This is a genomic window from Streptomyces sp. NPDC101110 (assembly GCF_044759525.1).
In the GTDB taxonomy this organism is placed as follows: domain Bacteria; phylum Actinomycetota; class Actinomycetes; order Streptomycetales; family Streptomycetaceae; genus Streptomyces.
The window spans coordinates 229,272-248,584 of record NZ_JBIVZM010000006.1 but is presented as its reverse complement, the minus strand read 5'-3'; the positions used below and the strand labels follow the sequence as shown (position 1 = coordinate 248,584).

At 72.8% G+C, this 19,313-nt stretch carries 14 protein-coding genes; 10 read left to right on the top strand and 4 right to left on the bottom strand.

The window, feature by feature from the left end; translation table 11 throughout:
* Positions 1-71 precede the first annotated feature (71 nt).
* Complete coding sequence (locus ACIQU3_RS16370; RefSeq protein ID WP_403733627.1) at positions 72-1,877, bottom strand: 3-hydroxyacyl-CoA dehydrogenase family protein; 1,806 nt, start codon at positions 1,875-1,877, stop codon at positions 72-74.
* Positions 1,878-2,271: 394 nt separating this feature from the next.
* On the opposite strand from ACIQU3_RS16370, the gene ACIQU3_RS16365 reads away from it, so the two are divergent.
* A complete protein-coding gene (locus ACIQU3_RS16365) occupies positions 2,272-2,847 on the top strand; it encodes an adenylosuccinate lyase (RefSeq protein WP_403733630.1) in 576 nt (191 codons plus the stop codon).
* A gap of 2 nt (positions 2,848-2,849) precedes the next feature.
* Here ACIQU3_RS16365 and ACIQU3_RS16360 read toward each other — a convergent pair whose 3' ends face one another.
* The 3 genes from ACIQU3_RS16360 to ACIQU3_RS16350 all read right to left on the bottom strand — a co-directional run bounded on the left by ACIQU3_RS16360 (position 2,850) and on the right by ACIQU3_RS16350 (position 6,305).
* Complete coding sequence (locus ACIQU3_RS16360) at positions 2,850-3,374, bottom strand: GNAT family N-acetyltransferase (protein WP_403925614.1); 525 nt, start codon at positions 3,372-3,374, stop codon at positions 2,850-2,852.
* 131 nt (positions 3,375-3,505) lie between these two features.
* A complete protein-coding gene (locus ACIQU3_RS16355) occupies positions 3,506-5,089 on the bottom strand; it encodes an alpha/beta hydrolase (protein ID WP_403925611.1) in 1,584 nt (527 codons plus the stop codon).
* A 175-nt stretch (positions 5,090-5,264) separates the two neighbouring features.
* Positions 5,265-6,305, bottom strand: a complete 1,041-nt coding sequence (locus ACIQU3_RS16350; RefSeq protein WP_403925609.1) for an Rv2578c family radical SAM protein — start codon at positions 6,303-6,305, stop codon at positions 5,265-5,267.
* Positions 6,306-6,476: 171 nt separating this feature from the next.
* Between ACIQU3_RS16350 and ACIQU3_RS16345 the strand changes: the two genes are divergently transcribed.
* The 9 genes from ACIQU3_RS16345 (at position 6,477) to ACIQU3_RS16305 (ending at position 19,286) form a co-directional block, all read left to right on the top strand.
* On the top strand, positions 6,477-6,920 hold the full coding sequence (locus ACIQU3_RS16345) for an SRPBCC family protein (RefSeq protein WP_403925606.1): 444 nt from the start codon (positions 6,477-6,479) through the stop codon (positions 6,918-6,920).
* A gap of 156 nt (positions 6,921-7,076) precedes the next feature.
* Positions 7,077-9,467 carry an MFS transporter gene (locus tag ACIQU3_RS16340; RefSeq protein WP_403925604.1) on the top strand — a complete coding sequence of 797 codons (2,391 nt, stop codon included), beginning with the start codon at positions 7,077-7,079 and terminating at the stop codon, positions 9,465-9,467.
* A gap of 165 nt (positions 9,468-9,632) precedes the next feature.
* Positions 9,633-12,119 carry a SpoIIE family protein phosphatase gene (locus tag ACIQU3_RS16335; protein ID WP_403925601.1) on the top strand — a complete coding sequence of 829 codons (2,487 nt, stop codon included), beginning with the start codon at positions 9,633-9,635 and terminating at the stop codon, positions 12,117-12,119.
* 120 nt (positions 12,120-12,239) lie between these two features.
* Positions 12,240-12,965, top strand: coding sequence for a class I SAM-dependent methyltransferase (locus tag ACIQU3_RS16330; RefSeq protein WP_403733653.1), 726 nt, complete (start codon positions 12,240-12,242; stop codon positions 12,963-12,965).
* Positions 12,966-13,082: 117 nt separating this feature from the next.
* The gene (locus ACIQU3_RS16325) at positions 13,083-14,174 is read left to right on the top strand and encodes a GDSL-type esterase/lipase family protein (protein WP_403733656.1); all 1,092 of its coding nucleotides are present in this window, start codon (positions 13,083-13,085) and stop codon (positions 14,172-14,174) included.
* 74 nt (positions 14,175-14,248) lie between these two features.
* Positions 14,249-15,082 carry a M55 family metallopeptidase gene (locus tag ACIQU3_RS16320; RefSeq protein ID WP_403733659.1) on the top strand — a complete coding sequence of 278 codons (834 nt, stop codon included), beginning with the start codon at positions 14,249-14,251 and terminating at the stop codon, positions 15,080-15,082.
* Entirely contained in the window at positions 15,075-16,388 is a 1,314-nt protein-coding gene (locus ACIQU3_RS16315; protein WP_403733662.1) for a M20/M25/M40 family metallo-hydrolase, read from the top strand. Before ACIQU3_RS16320 ends, ACIQU3_RS16315 begins: the two co-directional genes overlap by 8 nt.
* A gap of 4 nt (positions 16,389-16,392) precedes the next feature.
* Positions 16,393-18,357: a prolyl oligopeptidase family serine peptidase gene (locus tag ACIQU3_RS16310; protein ID WP_403925598.1), complete on the top strand. Its 1,965-nt coding sequence runs from the start codon at positions 16,393-16,395 to the stop codon at positions 18,355-18,357.
* Positions 18,354-19,286 (top strand): LD-carboxypeptidase, encoded by a 933-nt coding sequence (locus ACIQU3_RS16305; protein ID WP_403925596.1) that lies wholly within the window; start codon positions 18,354-18,356, stop codon positions 19,284-19,286. The genes ACIQU3_RS16310 and ACIQU3_RS16305 overlap by 4 nt, the downstream gene beginning before the upstream one ends.
* The last annotated feature ends 27 nt before the right edge of the window (positions 19,287-19,313 follow it).

Sequence of the window (19,313 nt, the reverse complement as noted above, 5' to 3'; positions counted from 1 at the left end):
CCGGGTGGAACCGGTCCGGGCCGAGCAGGCCGCCCCACTCCGCGCCGGACCGGAACCAGTCGCCGGGTCGCTCAGCGCTTGGCATATTCGCGGAAGCCACGGCCGGTCTTGCGGCCGAGGCAGCCCGCGGCCACCAGATGCTCCAGCAGCGGCGCGGGAGCGAGCCCGGGGTCGCGGAACTCGCGGTGCAGGACCTTCTCGATGGCGAGCGAGACGTCCAGCCCGACCACGTCCAGCAGCTCGAACGGGCCCATCGGGTAGCCGCCGCCCAGCTTCATCGCCGCGTCGATGTCGTCGAGCGAGGCGTAGTGCTCCTCGACCATCTTGATCGCGTTGTTCAGGTACGGGAAGAGCAGCGCGTTCACGATGAAGCCGGCCCGGTCACCGCAGTCGACCGGGTGCTTCCTGATCCGGCCGCACACCTCGCGGACCGTGGCGTGCACGTCGTCTGCGGTGAGCACCGTGCGGACGATCTCGACCAGCTTCATGGCCGGCGCCGGGTTGAAGAAGTGCATCCCGATCACGTCCTGCGGGCGCGAGGTGGCCCGGGCGCAGGCGACGACCGGCAGCGACGAGGTCGTGGTGGCCAGGATCGCGCCCGGCTTGCAGACCTTGTCCAGGGCCGCGAACAGCTGCCGCTTGACCTCCAGGTCCTCCGCGACCGCCTCCACGGCCAGGTCGACACCGGCGAAGTCCTCGTAGGTGCCCGTGGCCGTGATGCGGTCCAGGGTCTCGGCGGCCGCCTCGGCGGTCATCCGGCCCTTGTCGACCGAGCGGGACAGGGACTTGCCGATCCGGGCCTTCGCGGTCTGCGCCTTCTCCGCGCTGCGGGCGGCGAGGACCACCTCGTACCCGGCCTTCGCGAAGACCTCGGCGATGCCGGAGGCCATGGTGCCCGAACCCGCGACACCGACCGAGCGGACCTCCCGGCCGGGGACCGGGTCGCCGCCCTCCAGAGGGGTCTGCGCGTCCCGCACCACGACCGCGCTGCCCGGCGCCTCGTACGTGTAGAAGCCGCGCCCCGCCTTGCGGCCCGTCAGGCCCGCCTCGCTGAGCTGCTTGAGGATCGGGGCCGGGGCGTGCAGCCGGTCGCGGGAGGCGGTGTACATGGCCTCCAGGACCGTGCGCGCGGTGTCGACGCCGATCAGGTCGAGCAGCGCCAGCGGCCCCATGGGCAGCCCGCAGCCCAGCCGCATCGCGGCGTCGATGTCCTCGCGGGAGGCGTACTTCGCCTCGTACATCGCGGCCGCCTGGTTGAGGTAGCCGAACAGCAGGCCGTCCGCGACGAAACCGGGGCGGTCGCCGACCGCGACGGGCTCCTTACCGAGGTCGAGCGCCAGATCGGTGACCGCCGTGACGGCCGCCGGCGCGGTCAGCACCGAGGAGACGACCTCGACCAGCTTCATGGCCGGGGCGGGGTTGAAGAAGTGCAGGCCCAGCACCCGCTCGGGGCGGGAGGAGTCCGCGGCCAGCCGGGTCACGGACAGGGCGTTGGTGCCGGTCGCCAGGATCGTCTCGGGGCGCACGATCCCGTCGAGTTCCCGGAAGATCTGCTGCTTGATCTCGTACGACTCCGGGGCCACCTCGATGACCAGGTCGGCGTCGGCCGCGGAACGCAGGTCGGCGGAGGTGCGGACGCGGCCGAGGACCTCGGCGCGCTCCTGTTCGGTCAGCCGGCCGCGCTCGACGCCGCGGGCGGTGGAGGCCTCCAGCGCGGCGACGCACTTCGCGGCCTGGGCCTCGCTGATGTCGATGCCGACGACCGTACGGCCGGCCTGGGCGAGGACCTCGGCGATGCCGGTGCCCATCGTGCCGAGGCCGACGACGGCGACAGTCCGCAACGGGGACAGGGACGGGTCGGAAAGGGGAGTGGCCATCGCGGGACTCCAGGATGAGGGTGACGACGGGGAACGCGCTCCGGGTGCGCCGGAGGCGGCCCGGCAGGAGCCGGACCACGGGCGCACCGGGTGCGTGGTGAAGTGCGGGTGCTGGCCGGGCTGCGAAGCGCACACGCCCGGTGCCGTGCCACGGGCGTGCACACGCCCGGGGTGAACGGCGGATCCGACCGGCCCTGTCCCGGGGCCGAGTCGTACTGCGGTACCTGAGGCACCGAACCGACTGCTCCCGCGACAGCCGCGTCACCAGACCGCCGCGAGGAAATGCGAGTGGGTAACTCGCTCGTCTGAGCTTAACTGGCGGGTAACGAGCGCGCCAGCCCTCGTCTTTGTGATGTACGTCCCGCGCGGCTCGCCACGCCCTAACCTCTGATTCATGGACGAAGAGTTGCGATCACTCACGGAGCGCTTACGGCGGGAGTCGGGAGCCTCGCCCGCGTTCGAGCGGCTCGTGGCGACCGACGACACCGACGCCCTGGCGGCGGTGCTGACCGAACCCGGGCAGCCCCTGTGGGCGCGGGAGCTGGCCGCGTTCCGGCTGGGGCTCGCCCAGGACCGGCGGGCGTTCGAGGCACTGGTGCTGCTGCTCAACCACCGCGACCCCCCGCGCTGCGCCTCCGCCGCCCACGCGCTGTCCCGGCTCGGCGACCCGCGCACCGCCCGCGCGGCCGCCGCCCTCGCCACCAACGAACTGCGCGTCGCCTACGCCCTGCATCCGGTGCGGCTCCTGGTCGAGCTGCGGGCCCCCGAGGCGGTGCCCGCGCTCATCACCACGCTCCGGCGGCGGCTGCGTCCGCACGACCCCCACCGCCGCGTGGCCCTCGCCTGTGTGGACGGGCTCGGCGCGCTGGGCGACGTCCGGGCCGGGCCCGTGCTGAACGAGGCGCTCGCGCATCCGGCGCTGGCCGAGGCGGCGGTGCGGGCGCTGGGCCGGATCCCGAGGCAGAGGTGAGGTCAGCGGGGGAGTGACCTGGCGTACCGCACCTCGGGGACCGCGACCCCGTCCACCTCGAACGGCTCCTCGGCGCCGTCCGCCCGGAACCCGGCCCGCTCGTAGAAGCGGCGGGCCCGGTCGTTCTCCTTGAGCACCCAGAGCAGGAGACGTCCGTGGCCCACGGCGGTGCAGCGGGCCACGGACTCCGTGAGCAGAGCCCGCCCCACACCCCGCCCCACCTGATCCGGGTGCACGTAGACGGCGTACAACTCGGCATCCCCGGTGAGGGTTGCGCCCTCCCGGTACGGGCCGTGGCACGCCCCGCCGACGAGTTCGCCGCCGGCGTCCTCGGCGACCAGGTTCACCACGTCACCGCCGGCCTGCGCGAGGTACGCACGACGCCGCTCGGCGTCCGCCTCGACGCTGAGCCCGTCCAGGTGGGACTGCGGGATCAGGCCCCGGTAGGCGCTGCGCCAGCCGCCGACACGGATCTCCGCGACGCGGTCGCAGTCGGCGAGCGCCATCTCCCGTATCCGCAGGCTCATGACGCGACCGGGAGGCAGCGCCGGGCGGGTGGGGCGGCTCCGGCGGGGGCGGGGGTCCACATGAGTTCACTCATGGCCCCATGGTGAACCATGGGGGCGGACGGCACCGCCCCCGACGGGGCGTCAGCCGCTCAGCGGCCGAAGCCCAGCAGGCCGTGCAGCGTCGCGCCGTTCGAGGAGGCCGGCGTCGCCTTCGCGGTCGCCGCCGCGGGTTCCGGATCCGGCAGCGCCTCGCACACCGCGTCCGCCTCGCCGTGCCCGCGCGGCAGGGTGCCGTCGGTCAGGTACCCCGTCAGATGCTCGTCCAGGCAGGCGTTGCCGCTCAGCGTGACGCCGTGGTTGCCGCCACCCTCCTCCACGACCAGGCTGGAACCCGCCAGCAGGCGGTGCACGGTGACGCCGCCCTCGTACGGAGTGGCAGCGTCGCCGGTCGCCTGGAACAGCAGCACCGGCGGCAGTTTTCCGTTCGCGACGTTCAGCGGGCGCAGCGAGCGCGCCGGCCAGAACGCACACGGTGCGTTGTACCAGGCGTTGTTCCAGGTCATGAACGGCGCCTTCTCGTACACCGCCCAGTTGTCCTCGCGCCACCGCCGCCAGTCGCGCGGCCAGCCGGCGTCCCGGCACTGCACGGAGGTGTAGACGCTGTAGCCGTTGTCGCCCGAGGCGCCGACCGCGCCGAAGTCCTCGTACGCCTCGACGAGCGGCTCGGAGTCCTCGTCGTTCACGTACGCCGCGAACGCCTCCGCGAGGCTCGGCCAGTAGCCGTTGTAGTAGCCGCCCGGGATGAAGGTGTCCTCAAGTTCCGAGGCGCCCACCGTGCCGCCCGCCGGCTTCTCGGCCAGGGCCGCGCGCATCGCGTACCACCTGGCCTCGACCTTATCCGGATCGGTGCCGAGCCGGTAGGTCGCGTCGTTCCGGGCGACCCAGGCCAGGAAGGCGCGATGGCGGTCGTTGAAGGCCAGGTCCTGGTTGAGGTTGGCCTCGTACCAGACCTCGGTCGGGTCGACCACGGAGTCCAGCACCATGCGCCGGACCCGCTCCGGGAAGAGCTTGGCGTAGACCGCCCCCAGGTAAGTGCCGTACGAGTAGCCGAAGTAGGTGATCCGCTTCGCGCCCAGGGCCCGCCGGATCGCGTCGATGTCGCGCGCGGCGGCGGTGGTTTCGAGGTACGGCAGGAGATGGGAGTACTTCTTGCCGCAGGCGGCGGCGAAGGACCTGGCGCGGGCGAGGTTGGCCCGCTCGATCGCGGGTGTCGTCGGCAGTGAGTCCGGGCGGACGGGGTCGAAGTGGCCCGGCCCGCAGTCCAGTGCGGGCCTGCTCGCCCCGACGCCGCGCGGGTCGAAGCCGATGACGTCGTACCGGGCCGCGACCTTCGCCGGCAGCGAGGAGGCCACGAACCCGGCGAGCGTCAGCCCGCTGCCGCCCGGGCCGCCGGGGTTGACCAGGAGCGGGCCCTGGTAGGTCCGGGCGGTGTGCGGGACGCGGGACAGGGCGAGGGTGATCTTCTCGCCCAGCGGTCTGCGGTGGTCGAGCGGCACGTTCAGCGAGGTGCACTGGAGCGTCGGGTGATCCTTGGTCGCGCAGCTCTTCCAGGAGAGCTCGGCGTACCGGGCGGTGGTCGCGGTGCCGGCTGCGCTCGCCCCGGCGGGGGCGGCCGTGAAGGTGCCGGCCATGACGGCGGCGGCGCCGCACAGCGCGGCTGCCCGTTTTCTCATGGAGTCCTCCCGGGACGGCGGGATGTAGGACCGCTGGGGTCGCCGTCCTCGCGGCATCGTCCCGGAAAGCGGTTCCGGAAGAACTCATTGCGTACAGCTCATGACCCGATCGGATCTTCGGATTGCCTCGAATGCTCGTCACGGGGCAGCCGGCAAGTCCTCCCGGCCGATCCTCCTAGAGGAGAGAGAGCTGGGTCGGGCCCGCGACCGGCGGCTCCGGCGCCGGCTCGGGAGGGCTGATCCGTCCCGGCGCCCCCGCGCGGGTCGGTCCGATGCCGTACTCCTCGGCCAGTTCGTGCACCTGACGGGTGATCCGCCGCTGGTACCACTTCGGGGCGTACGAGCCCTCCGCGTACAACCGCTCGTAGCGGGCCACCAGGTGCGGATGGTGCTGCCCAAGCCAGGCCATGAACCACTCGCGGGCACCGGGCCGCAGATGCAGGACCAGCGGCGTCACGGACGTGGCGCCGGACGCCGCGATCTCCCTTACGGTGGCGCGGAGTCGGGCGGGGGCGTCGCTCAGGAACGGGAGCACCGGCGCCATCAGCACTCCGCAGCCGATGCCGTGATCGCCGAAGGTGCGCACGATCTCCAGGCGCCGGTCGGGGGCGGGCGTGCCCGGTTCCACGGTGCGCCAGAGCTCCTGCTCGGTGAAGCCGACCGACACGGAGATGCCGACGTCGGTCACCCGCGCCGCCTGCTTGATCAGCTCCAGGTCGCGCAGGATGAGCGTGCCCTTGGTGAGGATGGAGAAGGGGTTCGCGTGGTCGCGCAGCGCCGCGATGATGCCCGGCATCAGGCGGTAGCGGCCCTCGGCGCGCTGGTAGCAGTCGACATTCGTGCCCATGGCGATGTGCTCGCCCTGCCAGCGGCGCGAGCCGAGCTGCCGGCGCAGCAGCTCCGGCGCGTTGGTCTTGACCACGATCTGGCTGTCGAAGTCGAGGCCTGTGTCGAGGTCCAGATAGCTGTGCGTCTTGCGGGCGAAGCAGTACACGCACGCGTGCGAGCAGCCTCGATAGGGGTTGACCGTCCACTGGAACGACATCCGCGACACCGCCGGCACCCGGTTGATGATCGAGCGGGCCCGGATCTCGTGGAAGGTGATCCCGCGGAACTCCGGCGTGTCGAAGGTACGCGTGACCACCGCGTCCGCGCCGAACAGCGCGGCATCGGCCCGGCTGTGTTCGGAGTCCACGGTGAGGTTCTCCCAGCGCATGACGCCTCCCTCGGTAGCACTGACCACAGAATAGAACACATGTTCCCTTGATCGTGCGAGGGTGTTTTCCGAACGCGTTCGACCAGGTTGCGCCACCCCGATTTGGGGGGCCGGGCGGCGGGGTGGTTGGCTTGCCCCGACCCCCGAGCAACCAGGTCCTGGAGGAAAGCGATGGCGCAGGTCGAGGCCACTACGGAGCGGATCGTCGCGGCGGACGCGGAGACGGTGTTCGACGCCCTCGCCGACTACAGCGGCACCCGCGCGAAGCTGCTGCCCGAGCAGTTCAGCGAGTACGAGGTCAGGGAGGGCGGCGACGGCGAGGGCACTCTCGTCCACTGGAAGCTCCAGGCCACCAGCAAGCGCGTGCGCGACTGCCTCCTGGAGGTCACCGAGCCCACCGACGGTGAGCTGGTCGAGAAGGACCGCAACTCCTCCATGGTCACCACCTGGCGGGTCACCCCGGCCGGTGAGGGCAAGTCCCGGGTCGTCGTGACCACCACCTGGACCGGCGCCGGCGGCATCGGCGGCTTCTTCGAGAGGACCTTCGCCCCCAAGGGGCTCGGCCGGATCTACGACGCGATGCTCGCGAAGCTCGCCACCGAGGTCGAGAAGTGACCCGCCTCAAAACCCGCAATCGCAGGGGCTGTTGCGCCCCTCACCGGTTCGAGTGATCTCCCCACGGCCGGCTCCTGTGCCGTAACTCGTCGCGCTTGCTCGTAGTTGTCGCTTTTACGCGGGAATTGGGTGGCGGCGCGACGAGGGGAGCGGTGAGTGGGCGGGATCACTCTGGCGCAGGACGAACCGGCGGTGGCGCCTCCCGACGCCCTCGTACCGCCACCGGATCCGGACGGCGGCCCGAGCCCGCGACGGGCGCGGCTGGTCTTCCTCGCGCTGCTGCCGACGCTGCTCCTGGCGGCCCTGGAGCAGATGATCGTCGCCACCGCGCTCCCGAAGATCGTGGGAGAGCTGCACGGACTTGACCGGATGTCGTGGGCGATCACCGCCTACCTGCTCACCGCCACCGTAGGCCTTCCGATCTACGGCAAGCTGGGCGATCTCCTCGGCCGCAAGGGCGTCTTCCAGTTCGCGGTCGCCGTCTTCGTCATCGGCTCCGCGCTCGCGGGCCGGGCCCTGACCATGGACCAGCTGATCGCCTTCCGCGCCCTCCAGGGCGTCGGCGCGGGCGGCCTCATGGTCGGAGTCCAGGCCATCACCGCGGACATCGTGCCGCCCCGGCGGCGCGGCCGCTACATGGGCCTGATCGGCGCCGCGTTCGGCCTGGCCTCCGTGGCCGGACCGCTGCTCGGCGGCTACTTCACGGACCACCTCTCCTGGCGCTGGTGCTTCTACGTCAACGTCCCGTTCGGCCTGGTCACCCTCGCCGTCGTCGCCGTCACGCTGAAGCTCCCCAAGCCGGCCACGCGGGCCCGGCTGGACGTCCTCGGCGCGCTGCTGCTCACCACCGCCTCCATCTGCCTGGTCCTGCTGACCAGTTGGGGCGGCACCGAGCACGCCTGGGACTCGCGCACGATCCTCGGACTCGCCGCCGGAGCGCTGATGGCGACCGTCCTCTTCCTTGTCACCGAACGCTTCGCCGTCGAACCCCTCGTCCCGCTGCGGCTGTTCAGGGACTCCGTCTTCAACGTCACCGGCCTGGTCGGCCTGGTGGTCGGCATGGGTCTGTACGGCGCCGCGGGCTATCTGCCGACGTACCTGCAGATGGTCGACGGGGCGACCGCCACCGAGTCGGGCCTGCTCATGCTGCCCATGACGGCCGGGATCGTGGGCGCCTCCGTCGTCGTCGGCCGGCTCATCGGCAGCACCGGCCGCTACAAGGCCTACCCGGTCCTCGGCGGCGCCCTCGCCGCCGTCGGCATGTGGCTGCTGTCGCGGCTGGAGGCCGGCACGCCCCGGCTGCACTACAGCATCTGGACGGCCGTCCTCGGCGCCGGCATCGGCATGGTGATGCCGGTGCTGATCCTCGCCGTGCAGAACTCCGTACGCCCCGCCGACCTCGGCACCGCCACCAGCGCCAACAACTACTTCCGCCAGATCGGCGGCAGCGTCGGAGCCGCCGCCTTCGGCACCCTTCTCGCGGACCGCCTCGCCGACGCCCTCCACGAGAGCCTCCCCGCGCGCGGGGCAGCCGGGCTCCCGGACCCGGAGTCCATCACCCCGCAGCTCGTGCACGCACTGCCCCCGGCCCTGCGCGACGACTACGTCCGGGCATACGCCGACGCCATGCCGCGGATCTTCCTCTACCTGGTGCCGGTGCTCGCCCTCGGACTGGTCGTCGCCCTCTTCCTCAAGGAGAAACCCCTGGTGTCCCACAACGTCTCCGTCACCGACCCGGACACGGTGCCCTGGAACGCCCCGGTGCCGCCGGCCCGGACCGCGTACGGCGCCGGTGTGCCCGTGTGCGGCTCGGTACAGCACCACGATGGAACCGTCGTACCCCGCGCCGCGCTCACCCTCATCGACGTCACCGGGCAGCAGACCGGGCGTGTCGCGAGCGGCGAGGACGGGCGCTACGCCCTGGCCACCCCGGGCCCGGGCTCGTACGTGCTGATCGCCGCGGCCGGCGGTCACCAGCCGCAGGCGGTCACGGTGACCGTCGGCGAACGGCCCGTCGAACTCGACATCGTCCTCGGCGGCGCCGGAAACCTGATCGGTACCGTCGTCACCGCCGACGGCACGCCCGTACGGGACGCCACCGTCACGCTCACCAACGTGCACGGCGAGGTCGTCGCCACCACCCGCAGCGGCCGGGAGGGCGGCTACGTCATCACCGAGCTCGTCGCCGGCGAGTACACCCTCGCCGCAGGCGCACCCGCCTTCCGCCCCGCCGCGCTTCCCGTCACCGTCCAGGCCGCCCGCGAGACCCGCCGGGACATCGAGCTGGCCGGCGGTGCCGTGCTGCGCGGCACGGTCCGGGCGGGCGGCGGGCGGCCCGTGGAGGACGCGCGCGTGACACTGCTCGACGTGGCGGGCAACGTGGTCGACACCCTCACCACAGGGGCCGACGGCACCTTCCGCTTCGTCGACCTGTCCTCCGGCGAGTACACCGTCATCGCCGCCGGCTACCCACCCGTCGCGACCGTGCTCCAGGTCGCCGGAGGAGGCCGTACCGAGCGGGATCTCCAGCTGAGCCACGAGGACTGAACGGGCACCGGCCGAGCACCGGACGGCAGCGGCGCGCGGGGTCGCACGCCGGTGCGAACCCCGCGGCGGGCAATTCCCGCGTTGCCTCACATCGCCGCCTCTCCTGGCCGTACGGTGGTGATGCCTGGACAGATCTTGCGTCCGTGGGGAGAGAGGGCCTGGGCCATGGACCGTGGCACCGACGAGGCTGAACAGCGCACGGGGACGGAACCAGCCGAGCCCGGCCGCGTCCCGCTGGCCGTCGTCGTGGTCGACCGCGACGGCCTCGTCTCCCACTGGAGCCGCGGCGCCCGGCGTCTGTTCGGGCTCTCCAAGGAAGAGGCGATCGGCCGCACCGCACTCGACCTGCTTCCCGTCTCCGGCGCCCTGCCCGAGGAATCGGCCCCCGGCGCGTACGCGGCGCCCGGCGGGCAGGACGACAGCGCCCGCACCGCCTTGGGTGGGCACGACACCACCGCGTACGCCGCCTCCGAGGGGCCCGGTCCGGACCTGGAGGCCTCCCTCGACGGCGGGCTCTCCTACCCGGCGGCCGGCCGGGCCCGGCTCAGCGCGTCCGGGGACGGCCGGGTCGACGTCCTGTGGTGGGCCTATCCGCTGGTGGGCCCCGGCCCCGAGCGGCTGCTCGTGCTGGCGGCCGACGCGGACGGACTGCGCGCGGACGACGGGCCGTTCGAGCGGATCGCGCCCGGCTTCGCGCTGCACACCGACTTCCCCGGCGCGGAGGACCTCGCCCGCCGGCTCCCCGAGATCCTGCCGAGCATGAGCGTCGGCGACAGCGCCCGGATCGTCACACAGGTCCTCGAACTCGGCTATCCGGTACTGGAGTTCAGCCAGAACGACCGGGTGCCCGTCACCCCCGACTGGGGCGTGGCCCGGCGCGCCGAGCGCAGGGCGCGCCGGGAACGGGCCGCGCGGGCCCTGGCCGCCGGTGAAGCCGTGCCCGAGGACCTGCGGGACGAGGGCGAGGACCTCGAGTACGCCGCCGTCCGTGAGCGCCTGGAGTTCCTCAACGAGGTCAGCGGACGCATCGGCACCTCCCTCGACCTGGCGCGGACCATCACCGAGGTCAGCAGGGCCGTCGTGCCCCGCTTCACCGACGTCGCGGGGACCTATCTGCGCGAACAGGTCGTCGCCGGGGAGGGGTTCGAGGACGGAGCACCCGACACGACCACGATGTGGCACCGGGTCGCCGTCGAGCACACCGACGAGCCGGGCCGCTGGGACGACGTCGTCCCCGTCGGAGAGGCCATGCCGTTCCCGGCGCACACACCGTTCTTCCAGTGCATGACCAGCGGTGAACCCGTACTCGTGCCGCGCATCAGCGAGGAGATGGGGCACGCTGTCGCCGCGCAGTTCGAAAAGCGCGACATCCGGCCGCTCATCACCGGCCGCTCGATGCTCGTCGTGCCCCTCAAGGCACGCAACGTCGTCCTCGGCTTCATGATCCTGCTGCGGCACCCCGAGCGTCCCGTCTTCAACGACATGGACCGCGTCACCGGGGCCGAACTCGCCGCCCGGGCGGGCCTGGTGCTCGACAACGCCCGCATGTACACCTTCCAGGAGAACGTCGCCGAGACGCTCCAGGACAGCATGCTGCCGCACATCCCGCCCCGGATGGCCGGCTGCGACATCGCCACCCGCTATCTGCCGGGCACGCTGCTCGGGCGGGTCGGCGGCGACTGGTTCGACGCGGTGAAACTGCACGGCGGACGCACGGCGTTCGTGGTCGGCGACGTCATGGGCCACGGCCTGAACTCGGCCGCGATGATGGGCCAGTTGCGGACGGCCGTACAGACCATGGCCGGGCTCGACCTGCCGCCCGCCCAGTTGCTGCGCAACCTCGACGACCTCGCCCAGCGCCTGGGCGACAGCTATCTGGCGACCTGTCTGTACGCCGTCTACGACCCGATCGCGGGCGAGCTGCACCTCGCCAACGCCGGGCACATCCCGCCCGTCCTGGTCCGGGCCGACGACGGCCGCAGCGAACTGCTGGACCTGCCCACGGGCGCGCCCATCGGCGTCGGGGGCGTGCCCTTCCAGGCCGTACGCGTGCGCGTCGAACCCGGGGACCGGCTGGTGATGTGCACCGACGGGCTGGTGGAGGTGCGCGGCGAGGACATCGGGGTCGGCCTCGCGACGCTCTGCGAGTCGGCCGCGCATCCGGCCGCGTCCATGGACGACGCCTGCGACACCATCATCCGGGCGCTCAACACGCGCGGTGGCCGCAAGGACGACGTCGCCCTGCTGATGGCACGCCTCAACGGCATCGAGCCGGACGACGTGGCGGAATGGCGCCTCGCCCTCGACCCGGCCGAGGTGGGCCGGGTCCGCGCGGCGGTCCGCGAGCAGCTGCACGACTGGGGCCTCGCGAAGCTCGTCGCACCGGCCGAGCTGATGACCGGTGAACTCGTGACCAACGCCGTACGGCACTCCCACACCCGCCCCGTAGCCCTGCGGCTGGTCCGGGGCGACACCCTGCTGTGCGAAGTGGACGACGACGACCACGAGTTGCCGACGCTGCTGCACGCGGGCCCGCTCGACGAGGCCGGGCGCGGTCTGCGCGTGGTCAGCACGCTGGCCCGCGAGTGGGGGACCAGCCGTACCCGGACCGGCAAGACGGTCTGGTTCGAACTGACGCTGCCGCGGCGCTGAACACCACCGGCCGGACCCGAAGGGCCGTCGCGCCCGTGTTCTTGTCGCCGCCGCCCGGGCGCGGTACACCGTACTCGCCCGTCGTGTGGCGGGATTCGTTCGCACCCCGGGGAGTGGGCCATGAGCGTGACGAGCAGGTACCGGGAAGCCTGGGAGGGGTTCTGGCGCGAGGCGTCCGCCGAGCCCGGGGCGGTGTTCTGGGACGCGGAACCGGTCCTGACGGTGGGCCCGCACCTCGCCCTGTTCGAACCGTATCTAGCCGATCCGGCGCTGCCGTTGGTCGATCTCGGCTGCGGCAACGGTACGCAGACCCGCTATCTCGCCGACCGCTTCCCGCACGTCCTGGGCGTCGACCTGTCCGCCGCCGCCCTCGACCACGCGCGGCGCGCCGACCCGGCGGGGCAGGCCGCCTACCGGCAGCTGGACGCCACGGCGAAGGAGGAGACGCAGGCGCTGCACGCGGAGATCGGTGACGCCAACGTCTATCTGCGCGGTGTCCTGCACCAGTGCGAGCCCGACGACCGGCAGTCCCTGGTCGACGGGATCGCCACGCTGGTCGGAGACCGCGGCCGCGCCTGTCTGGTGGAGCTCTCGGGTGCCGCCAAGCCGGTGCTGGCGGGCCTGGCCGGCGATCCCGACGGCCCGCCGCCCAAGCTCGCGCCGGTCTTCCGGCACGGCATCGCGCCGGGAGAGGTGTCGGACGAGGCCGTGCCCGAGTATCTGGGCTCGGCCGGTCTGACGGTGCTGGCGAGCGGTCGGCTGCCCCTGAAGACCACGGAGTACCGCCCCGACGGCACCCGCATCGAGCTGCCGTCCACCTGGCTTGTGGCGGGGCGTACGGCCTGAACCGGCCGGGCCGGCCGGGCCGGGGCGTGGGTCTGGTGAGCGACGAATTTGTCGGTGTACGGTCACCCTGCCCCGGTCCGTGCACCTGCCTCGTCCCCACGGAGGACCGTCATGCCGATGCCCTGGTTACGGATGCCTGCCGCGTCGGCGGTGTCGGCGTTGCTGGTCGCGGCCTCCGCCGTCACGACGACCACCGCACCCGATCCCCGGCCGGTACGGGACAGCGTGCACACCGCCGGGCGGGTCGAGGACGGCGGCGACGTGCTCCGGTACAGCTGGCCCGGCGTCTACTTCGAGGGCCGGATCCGGGGCACCGGTGTGGGCGTCGTGCTCGACGACCCGGCCGCCGACTACGACGTCCAGGTCGACGGGGCCACCGTCGCGACCCTCGTGACCCCGGGCCGGACCACGCACTGGATCAAGGGCCTGCGCGACGCCGTGCACACCGTCCGGCTCGTCAAGCGCAACGACACCCCGTGGAGCACCAGCTCCTTCGGCGGATTCCTCGCCGCACCGGGCGGCGCCGTCCTGGCCCGGCCGGCCGCGCGCAGCCGCCAGATCGAGTTCATCGGCGACTCCCTCACGGCCGGTTACGGCAACCTCTCGGCCTCCCGCGTATGCGACGGCGAGCAGCTCAAACGCACCACCGACGCCGATGTGAGCTACGGCGCCCTCACCGCCCGCGGGCTGCGCGCCGACTACCAGATCAACGCGTACTCGGGCCAGGGCATGGTGCGCAACTACAACGGAAGCTCACCGGAGGTGAACTACCGCAGCTTCTACGACCGTGCGCTGCTGAACGTGCCGGGAGACGTGTGGAAGAACCCGGGCACCTGGCGGCCGCAGCTCGTGGTGGTGCACCTCGGCACGAACGACTTCTCGACCCCGCCCCACCCGGGCGAGCCGTGGACCGACGAGAGCCTCGCCGCCGCCTACCGCAGTGCCTACAGCGGCTTCCTCACGAAACTGCGGCAGCGCTACGGGAGCGCCACCACCCTCCTCGCCGTCGGCACCGGCCCCTTCGCCGGCCATGTCGAACAGGTCGTCCGCGAACGCAACAGCGCGGGCGACCGCCGGGTCCGCCTCTGGGCCCCCGACACCGCAGACCTGGACTTCACCGGCTGCCACTGGCACTACTCGGCCCGTGACCATCGCCTCCTGGCCGACCGCCTGACCGCGTTTCTCGCCGACCTGCCGATCGGTTGGTGAGAGGTTCGTAGCCCGTCACGCCCGCAGCGCGTAACGTGACGAGCCATGAACATCTCCGCCCTGGACGGCTCGTCATGAGAATCCTCATCAGCGCCGACATGGAGGGCGCCACCGGCGTCACCTGGCCCGACGACGTGGTGCCGGGCGCCTCCCAGTGGGAGCGCTGCCGGTCGCTGTTCACCTCCGACGTCAACGCAGCCGTCCTCGGCTTCTACGACGGCGGCGCCGACGAGGTGATCATCAACGAGGCGCACTCCACGATGCGCAACCTGCTGCTGGAGCAGCTCGACGACCGCGCCCAGATGCTGACCGGCCGGCACAAGGCGCTGTCCATGGTCGAGGGCGTGCAGCACGGCGACGTCGACGGCGTCGCATTCGTCGGCTACCACGCGGGCGCCGGCATGGAGGGCGTCCTCGCGCACACCTATCTCGCCAACTCCATCACGGGCGTGTGGCTGAACGACGTACGGGCGAGCGAGGGGCTGCTCAACGCCCATGTCGTCGCCGAGTACGGCGTGCCGGTCGTGCTGGTCACCGGGGACGACGTCGCCTGCGAGGACGCGCTCGGGTACGCGCCCGAGGCGCTGAAGGTCGCGGTCAAGGACCATGTGTCGCGCTACGCGGCGGTGTGCCGGACACCCGCGAGGACGGCGGCGGACATCCGGGCCGCCGCCAAGGAGGCCGCCGCGCTGGCGGTGCGTCACGAACCCGTACGGACAGGCCCGTTCACCGTGGCCGTGGAGTTCGACGCCGAGCACCTGGCGATGGCCGCCACCGTCGTCCCGGGTGTGGACCGGATCGGGGAGCGCAAGGTGGCGTACACGAGCGGGACCATGTACGAGGGCATCCGCGCCTTCAAGGCGGTCACCACGATCGTCTCGGCCGCGGTGGAGGAGCAGTATGGCTGAGCAGGTGGACGAGCAGGCACTGGACGAGGTCGTGACGTACACGTCCGACCTCATCCGGATCGACACCACCAACCGTGGCGGGGGCGACTGCCGGGAACGGCCCGCCGCCGAGTACGCCGCCGCGCGGCTCGCCGACGCCGGGATCGAGCCGACCCTGCTGGAGCGCACCGAGGGCCGCACCAACGTCGTCGCCCGCATCGAGGGCAGCGACCCCTCGGCCGGTGCCCTGCTGCTCCACGGCCATCTGGACGTCGTGCCCGCGGCGGCCGCCGACTGGAGCGTGCACCCGTTCTCCGGGGAGATCCGCGACGGGGTCGTCTGGGGGCGCGGAGCGGTCGACATGAAGAACATGGACGCGATGATCCTGGCGGTGGTGCGCGGGTGGGCCAGGCAGGGCGTCCGGCCCCGCCGGGACGTCGTCGTCGCTTTCACCGCCGACGAGGAGGCCAGCGCCGAGGACGGCTCCGGATTCCTCGCCGACCGGCACCCCGGCCTGTTCGAGGGCTGCACCGAGGGCATCAGCGAGTCGGGGGCCTTCACCTTCCACGACGGCAACGGGCGGCAGATCTACCCGATCGCGGCCGGGGAACGCGGCACGGCCTGGCTGAAGCTCACCGCCCGCGGACGCGCCGGGCACGGCTCCAAGGTCAACCGGGACAACGCCGTGACGCGTCTCGCCGGCGCGATCGCGCGGATCGGCGCGCACGAGTGGCCGCTCAGGCTGACCCCGACCGTACGCGCCGCCCTCACCGAACTCGCCGCGCTGTACGGCATCGAGACCGACCTCACCGATGTGGACGCGCTGCTGGAGAAGCTCGGGCCGGCCGCGAAGCTCGTCGAGCCGACCCTGCGCAACAGCGCCAACCCGACCATGCTGGACGCCGGTTACAAGGTCAACGTCATTCCCGGCGAGGCCGTGGCCCACGTGGACGGCCGGTACATGCCCGGCGGCGAGGAGGAGTTCCGCACCACCCTCGACCGGCTCACCGGGCCGGGCGTGGACTGGGAGTTCCACCACCGCGAGGTCGCCCTCGAGTCGCCGGTGGACTCGGCGACCTTCGCGGGCATGCGGGCCGCCATCGAGGAGTTCGCGCCCGAGGGGCACGTGGTGCCGTTCTGCATGTCCGGCGGCACCGACGCCAAGCAGTTCTCCCGCCTCGGCATCACCGGCTACGGCTTCACCCCGCTGAAGCTGCCGGACGGCTACGACTACGCGGCCATGTTCCACGGGGTCGACGAGCGGGTACCGGTCGAGGCGCTGCACTTCGGTGTCCGCGTACTCGACCGGTTCCTGCGGACGGCCTAGGAGAGTGGGGGAGACGGTGCGGACGCTGGCCTACGGGGCGTGGCCCTCGCCCATCGACGCGGCCCTGACCGCCGCGCACGACGGGCACCCGGAATACGTGGGCTTCGTCGGCGACGAGGTGTGGTGGACCGAGCCGCGCCCCGCCGAGGGCGGCCGGCGCACCCTGGTGCGGCGGCACGCCGACGGGCGGGAGGAGCCACTGCTGCCCGCGCCGTGGAACGTGCGCAGCCGGGTCATCGAGTACGGCGGGCATCCGTGGGCCGCCCTCGACGGCGACACCGGACCGCTGGTGGTGTTCGTGAACTTCGCCGACCAGCGGCTGTACCGCTGTGAGCCCGGCGGTGAGCCCTGCCCCCTCACCCCCGAGTCACCGGTGGGCGAGGGCCTGCGCTGGGCCGAGCCGCTGCTCCTGCCCGAGCGGGGTGAAGTGTGGTGCGTACTGGAGGAGTTCACCGGGGACGGGCCCACCGACGTGCGCCGCGTCCTGGCCGCCGTCCCGCTGGACGGATCCGCTGCCGAGGACCGGGACGCGGTACGCGAACTCACCGACGGGCGGCACCGGTTCGTGACCGGGCCGAGGCTCTCGCCCGACGGGCGCCGGGCCGTCTGGCTCGCCTGGGACCATCCGCGCATGCCCTGGGACGGCACCGAACTGCTCCTCGCCGACGTCACCCCCGAGGGCGCCCTGAGCGGCGCCAGGACCGTGGCCGGCGGCCCCGGTGAGTCGATCGCCCAGGCCGACTGGACCTGCGACGGACGCCTGCTGCACGCGAGCGACCGCACCGGCTGGTGGAACCTCTACCTCGACGGGCAGCCGCTGTGCCCGCGCGAGGAGGAGTTCGGCGGCGCGCTGTGGAAGCTGGGATCGAGATGGTTCACCCCGCTGGACAGCGGACTGATCGCCGTCGTGCACGGCCGCGGCGCCACCGCCCTCGGCGTACTGGACCCCGAGACCGGCGAGGTCGTCGACGCGGCCGGGCCGTGGACCGAGTTCGCCCCCACCCTCGCCGCCCACGGCGAACGGGTCGTCGCCGTCGGTGCCAGCCCGCGCAGTGCCTACGAGGTCGTCGAGCTGGACGCCCGCACCGGCCGGGCCCGGATCGTCGGCGCCGAGCACGACGACGCCGTCGATCCCGCCTACTACCCCGAGCCGCAGATCCGCACCTTCACCGGCCCCGACGGGCGCGACATACACGCCCACATCTACCCGCCGCACCACCCCGGCTGCGTCGCGCCCGGCGACGAACTGCCGCCCTACGTGGTCTGGGCGCACGGCGGGCCCACCGGACGCGCGCCGCTCGTGCTCGACCTGGAGATCGCCTACTTCACCTCGCGCGGCATCGGCGTCGCCGAAGTCAACTACGGCGGCTCCACGGGGTACGGCCGCTCCTACCGTGAGCGGCTGCGCGAGCAGTGGGGCGTGGTGGACGTCGAGGACTGCGCCGCCGTGGCCCTGGCCCTCGCCGACGAGGGCACCGCCGACCGGGCCCGGCTCGCCGTCCGGGGCGGCAGCGCGGGCGGCTGGACCGCCGCCGCCTCGCTCACCACCACCGACGTCTACGCCTGCGGCACCATCAAGTACCCCATCCTCGACCTGGCCGGCTGGGGCACGGGGGAGACCCACGACTTCGAGTCGCGGTACCTGGAGAGCCTGATCGGGCCGCTCGCCGAGGTACCCGCCCGGTACGAGGAGCGCTCGCCCGCCGCCCACGCCGCCCGCCTCACCGCGCCGTTTCTGCTGCTCCAGGGCCTGGACGACGTGATCTGTCCCCCCGTCCAGTGCGAGCGGTTCCTGGCCCGGCTGGACGGCAGGCGGGTGCCGCACGCGTACCTCGCCTTCGAGGGGGAGGGCCACGGGTTCCGCAAGGCGGAGACCATGGTGCGCGCCCTGGAGGCCGAACTCTCCCTGTACGCGCAGGTGTTCCGCCTGGACCCGCCCGGCATTCCCACCCTGGAGCTCACCGAGTGAAACAGCTCGTCCGGCCGCCCCGGCTCGCCCCCGGCGCCCGCGTCGCCGTCGTCGCGCCGAGTGGGCCCGTGCCCGAGGAGCGGCTCCAGGCCGGGCTGGACATCCTGCGCGGCTGGGACCTCGAACCCGTGGCGGCGCCCCATGTGCTCGCCCGGGACAGGGAGTTGCCCTACCTGGCCGGCACGGACGCCGAGCGGGCCGCCGACCTCCAGCGTGCCTGGTGCGATCCGTCCGTCACGGCCGTGCTGTGCGCCCGGGGCGGGTACGGCGCTCAGCGCATGGTCGACCTGCTCGACTGGGAGGCGATGCGGGCGGCGGGCCCGAAGGTGTTCGCCGGGTTCAGCGACGTCACCGTCCTGCACCAGGCGTTCGCCACCCGCCTGGGCCTGGTCACCCTGTACGGGCCCGGGGCCGCGGGCGTCGACTTCCTCAAGCACGCCAGGGCCCAGGAGCACCTGCGGGCCACCCTCTTCGAACCCGAGACCGTGCGGACTCTCACGGCCCCGTCCCCGGGCGGCACCGCACTGGTCCCGGGCCGTGCCCGGGGCGTCACGCTCGGCGGCTGTCTGAGCCTGCTCGCGAGCGACCTCGCCACCCCGCACGCCCACCCGGGGGCGCGGGGCGCACTGCTGCTGATCGAGGACGTCGGCGAGAGCCCGTACCGCCTGGACCGCTGTCTGACCCAACTGCTCCGCTCCGGCTGGCTCGACGGGGTCGCCGGGATCGTGCTCGGGTCCTGGGAGGGGTGCGGCCCGTACGAGGCGGTGCGCGCGGTCTGGGCCGACCGGCTCGGCGGCCTGGGCGTCCCGGTCGTGGAGGAGTTCGGATTCGGACACGGTGCGGGCGCGCTGACCATGCCCCTCGGGATGCGGGCCGTACTGGACGCCTCGACGGGCACGTTGACGCTGGACGAGCCGGCCCTCGGCTGACGCGCGAGGGCCGGAGGACCGTCAAGG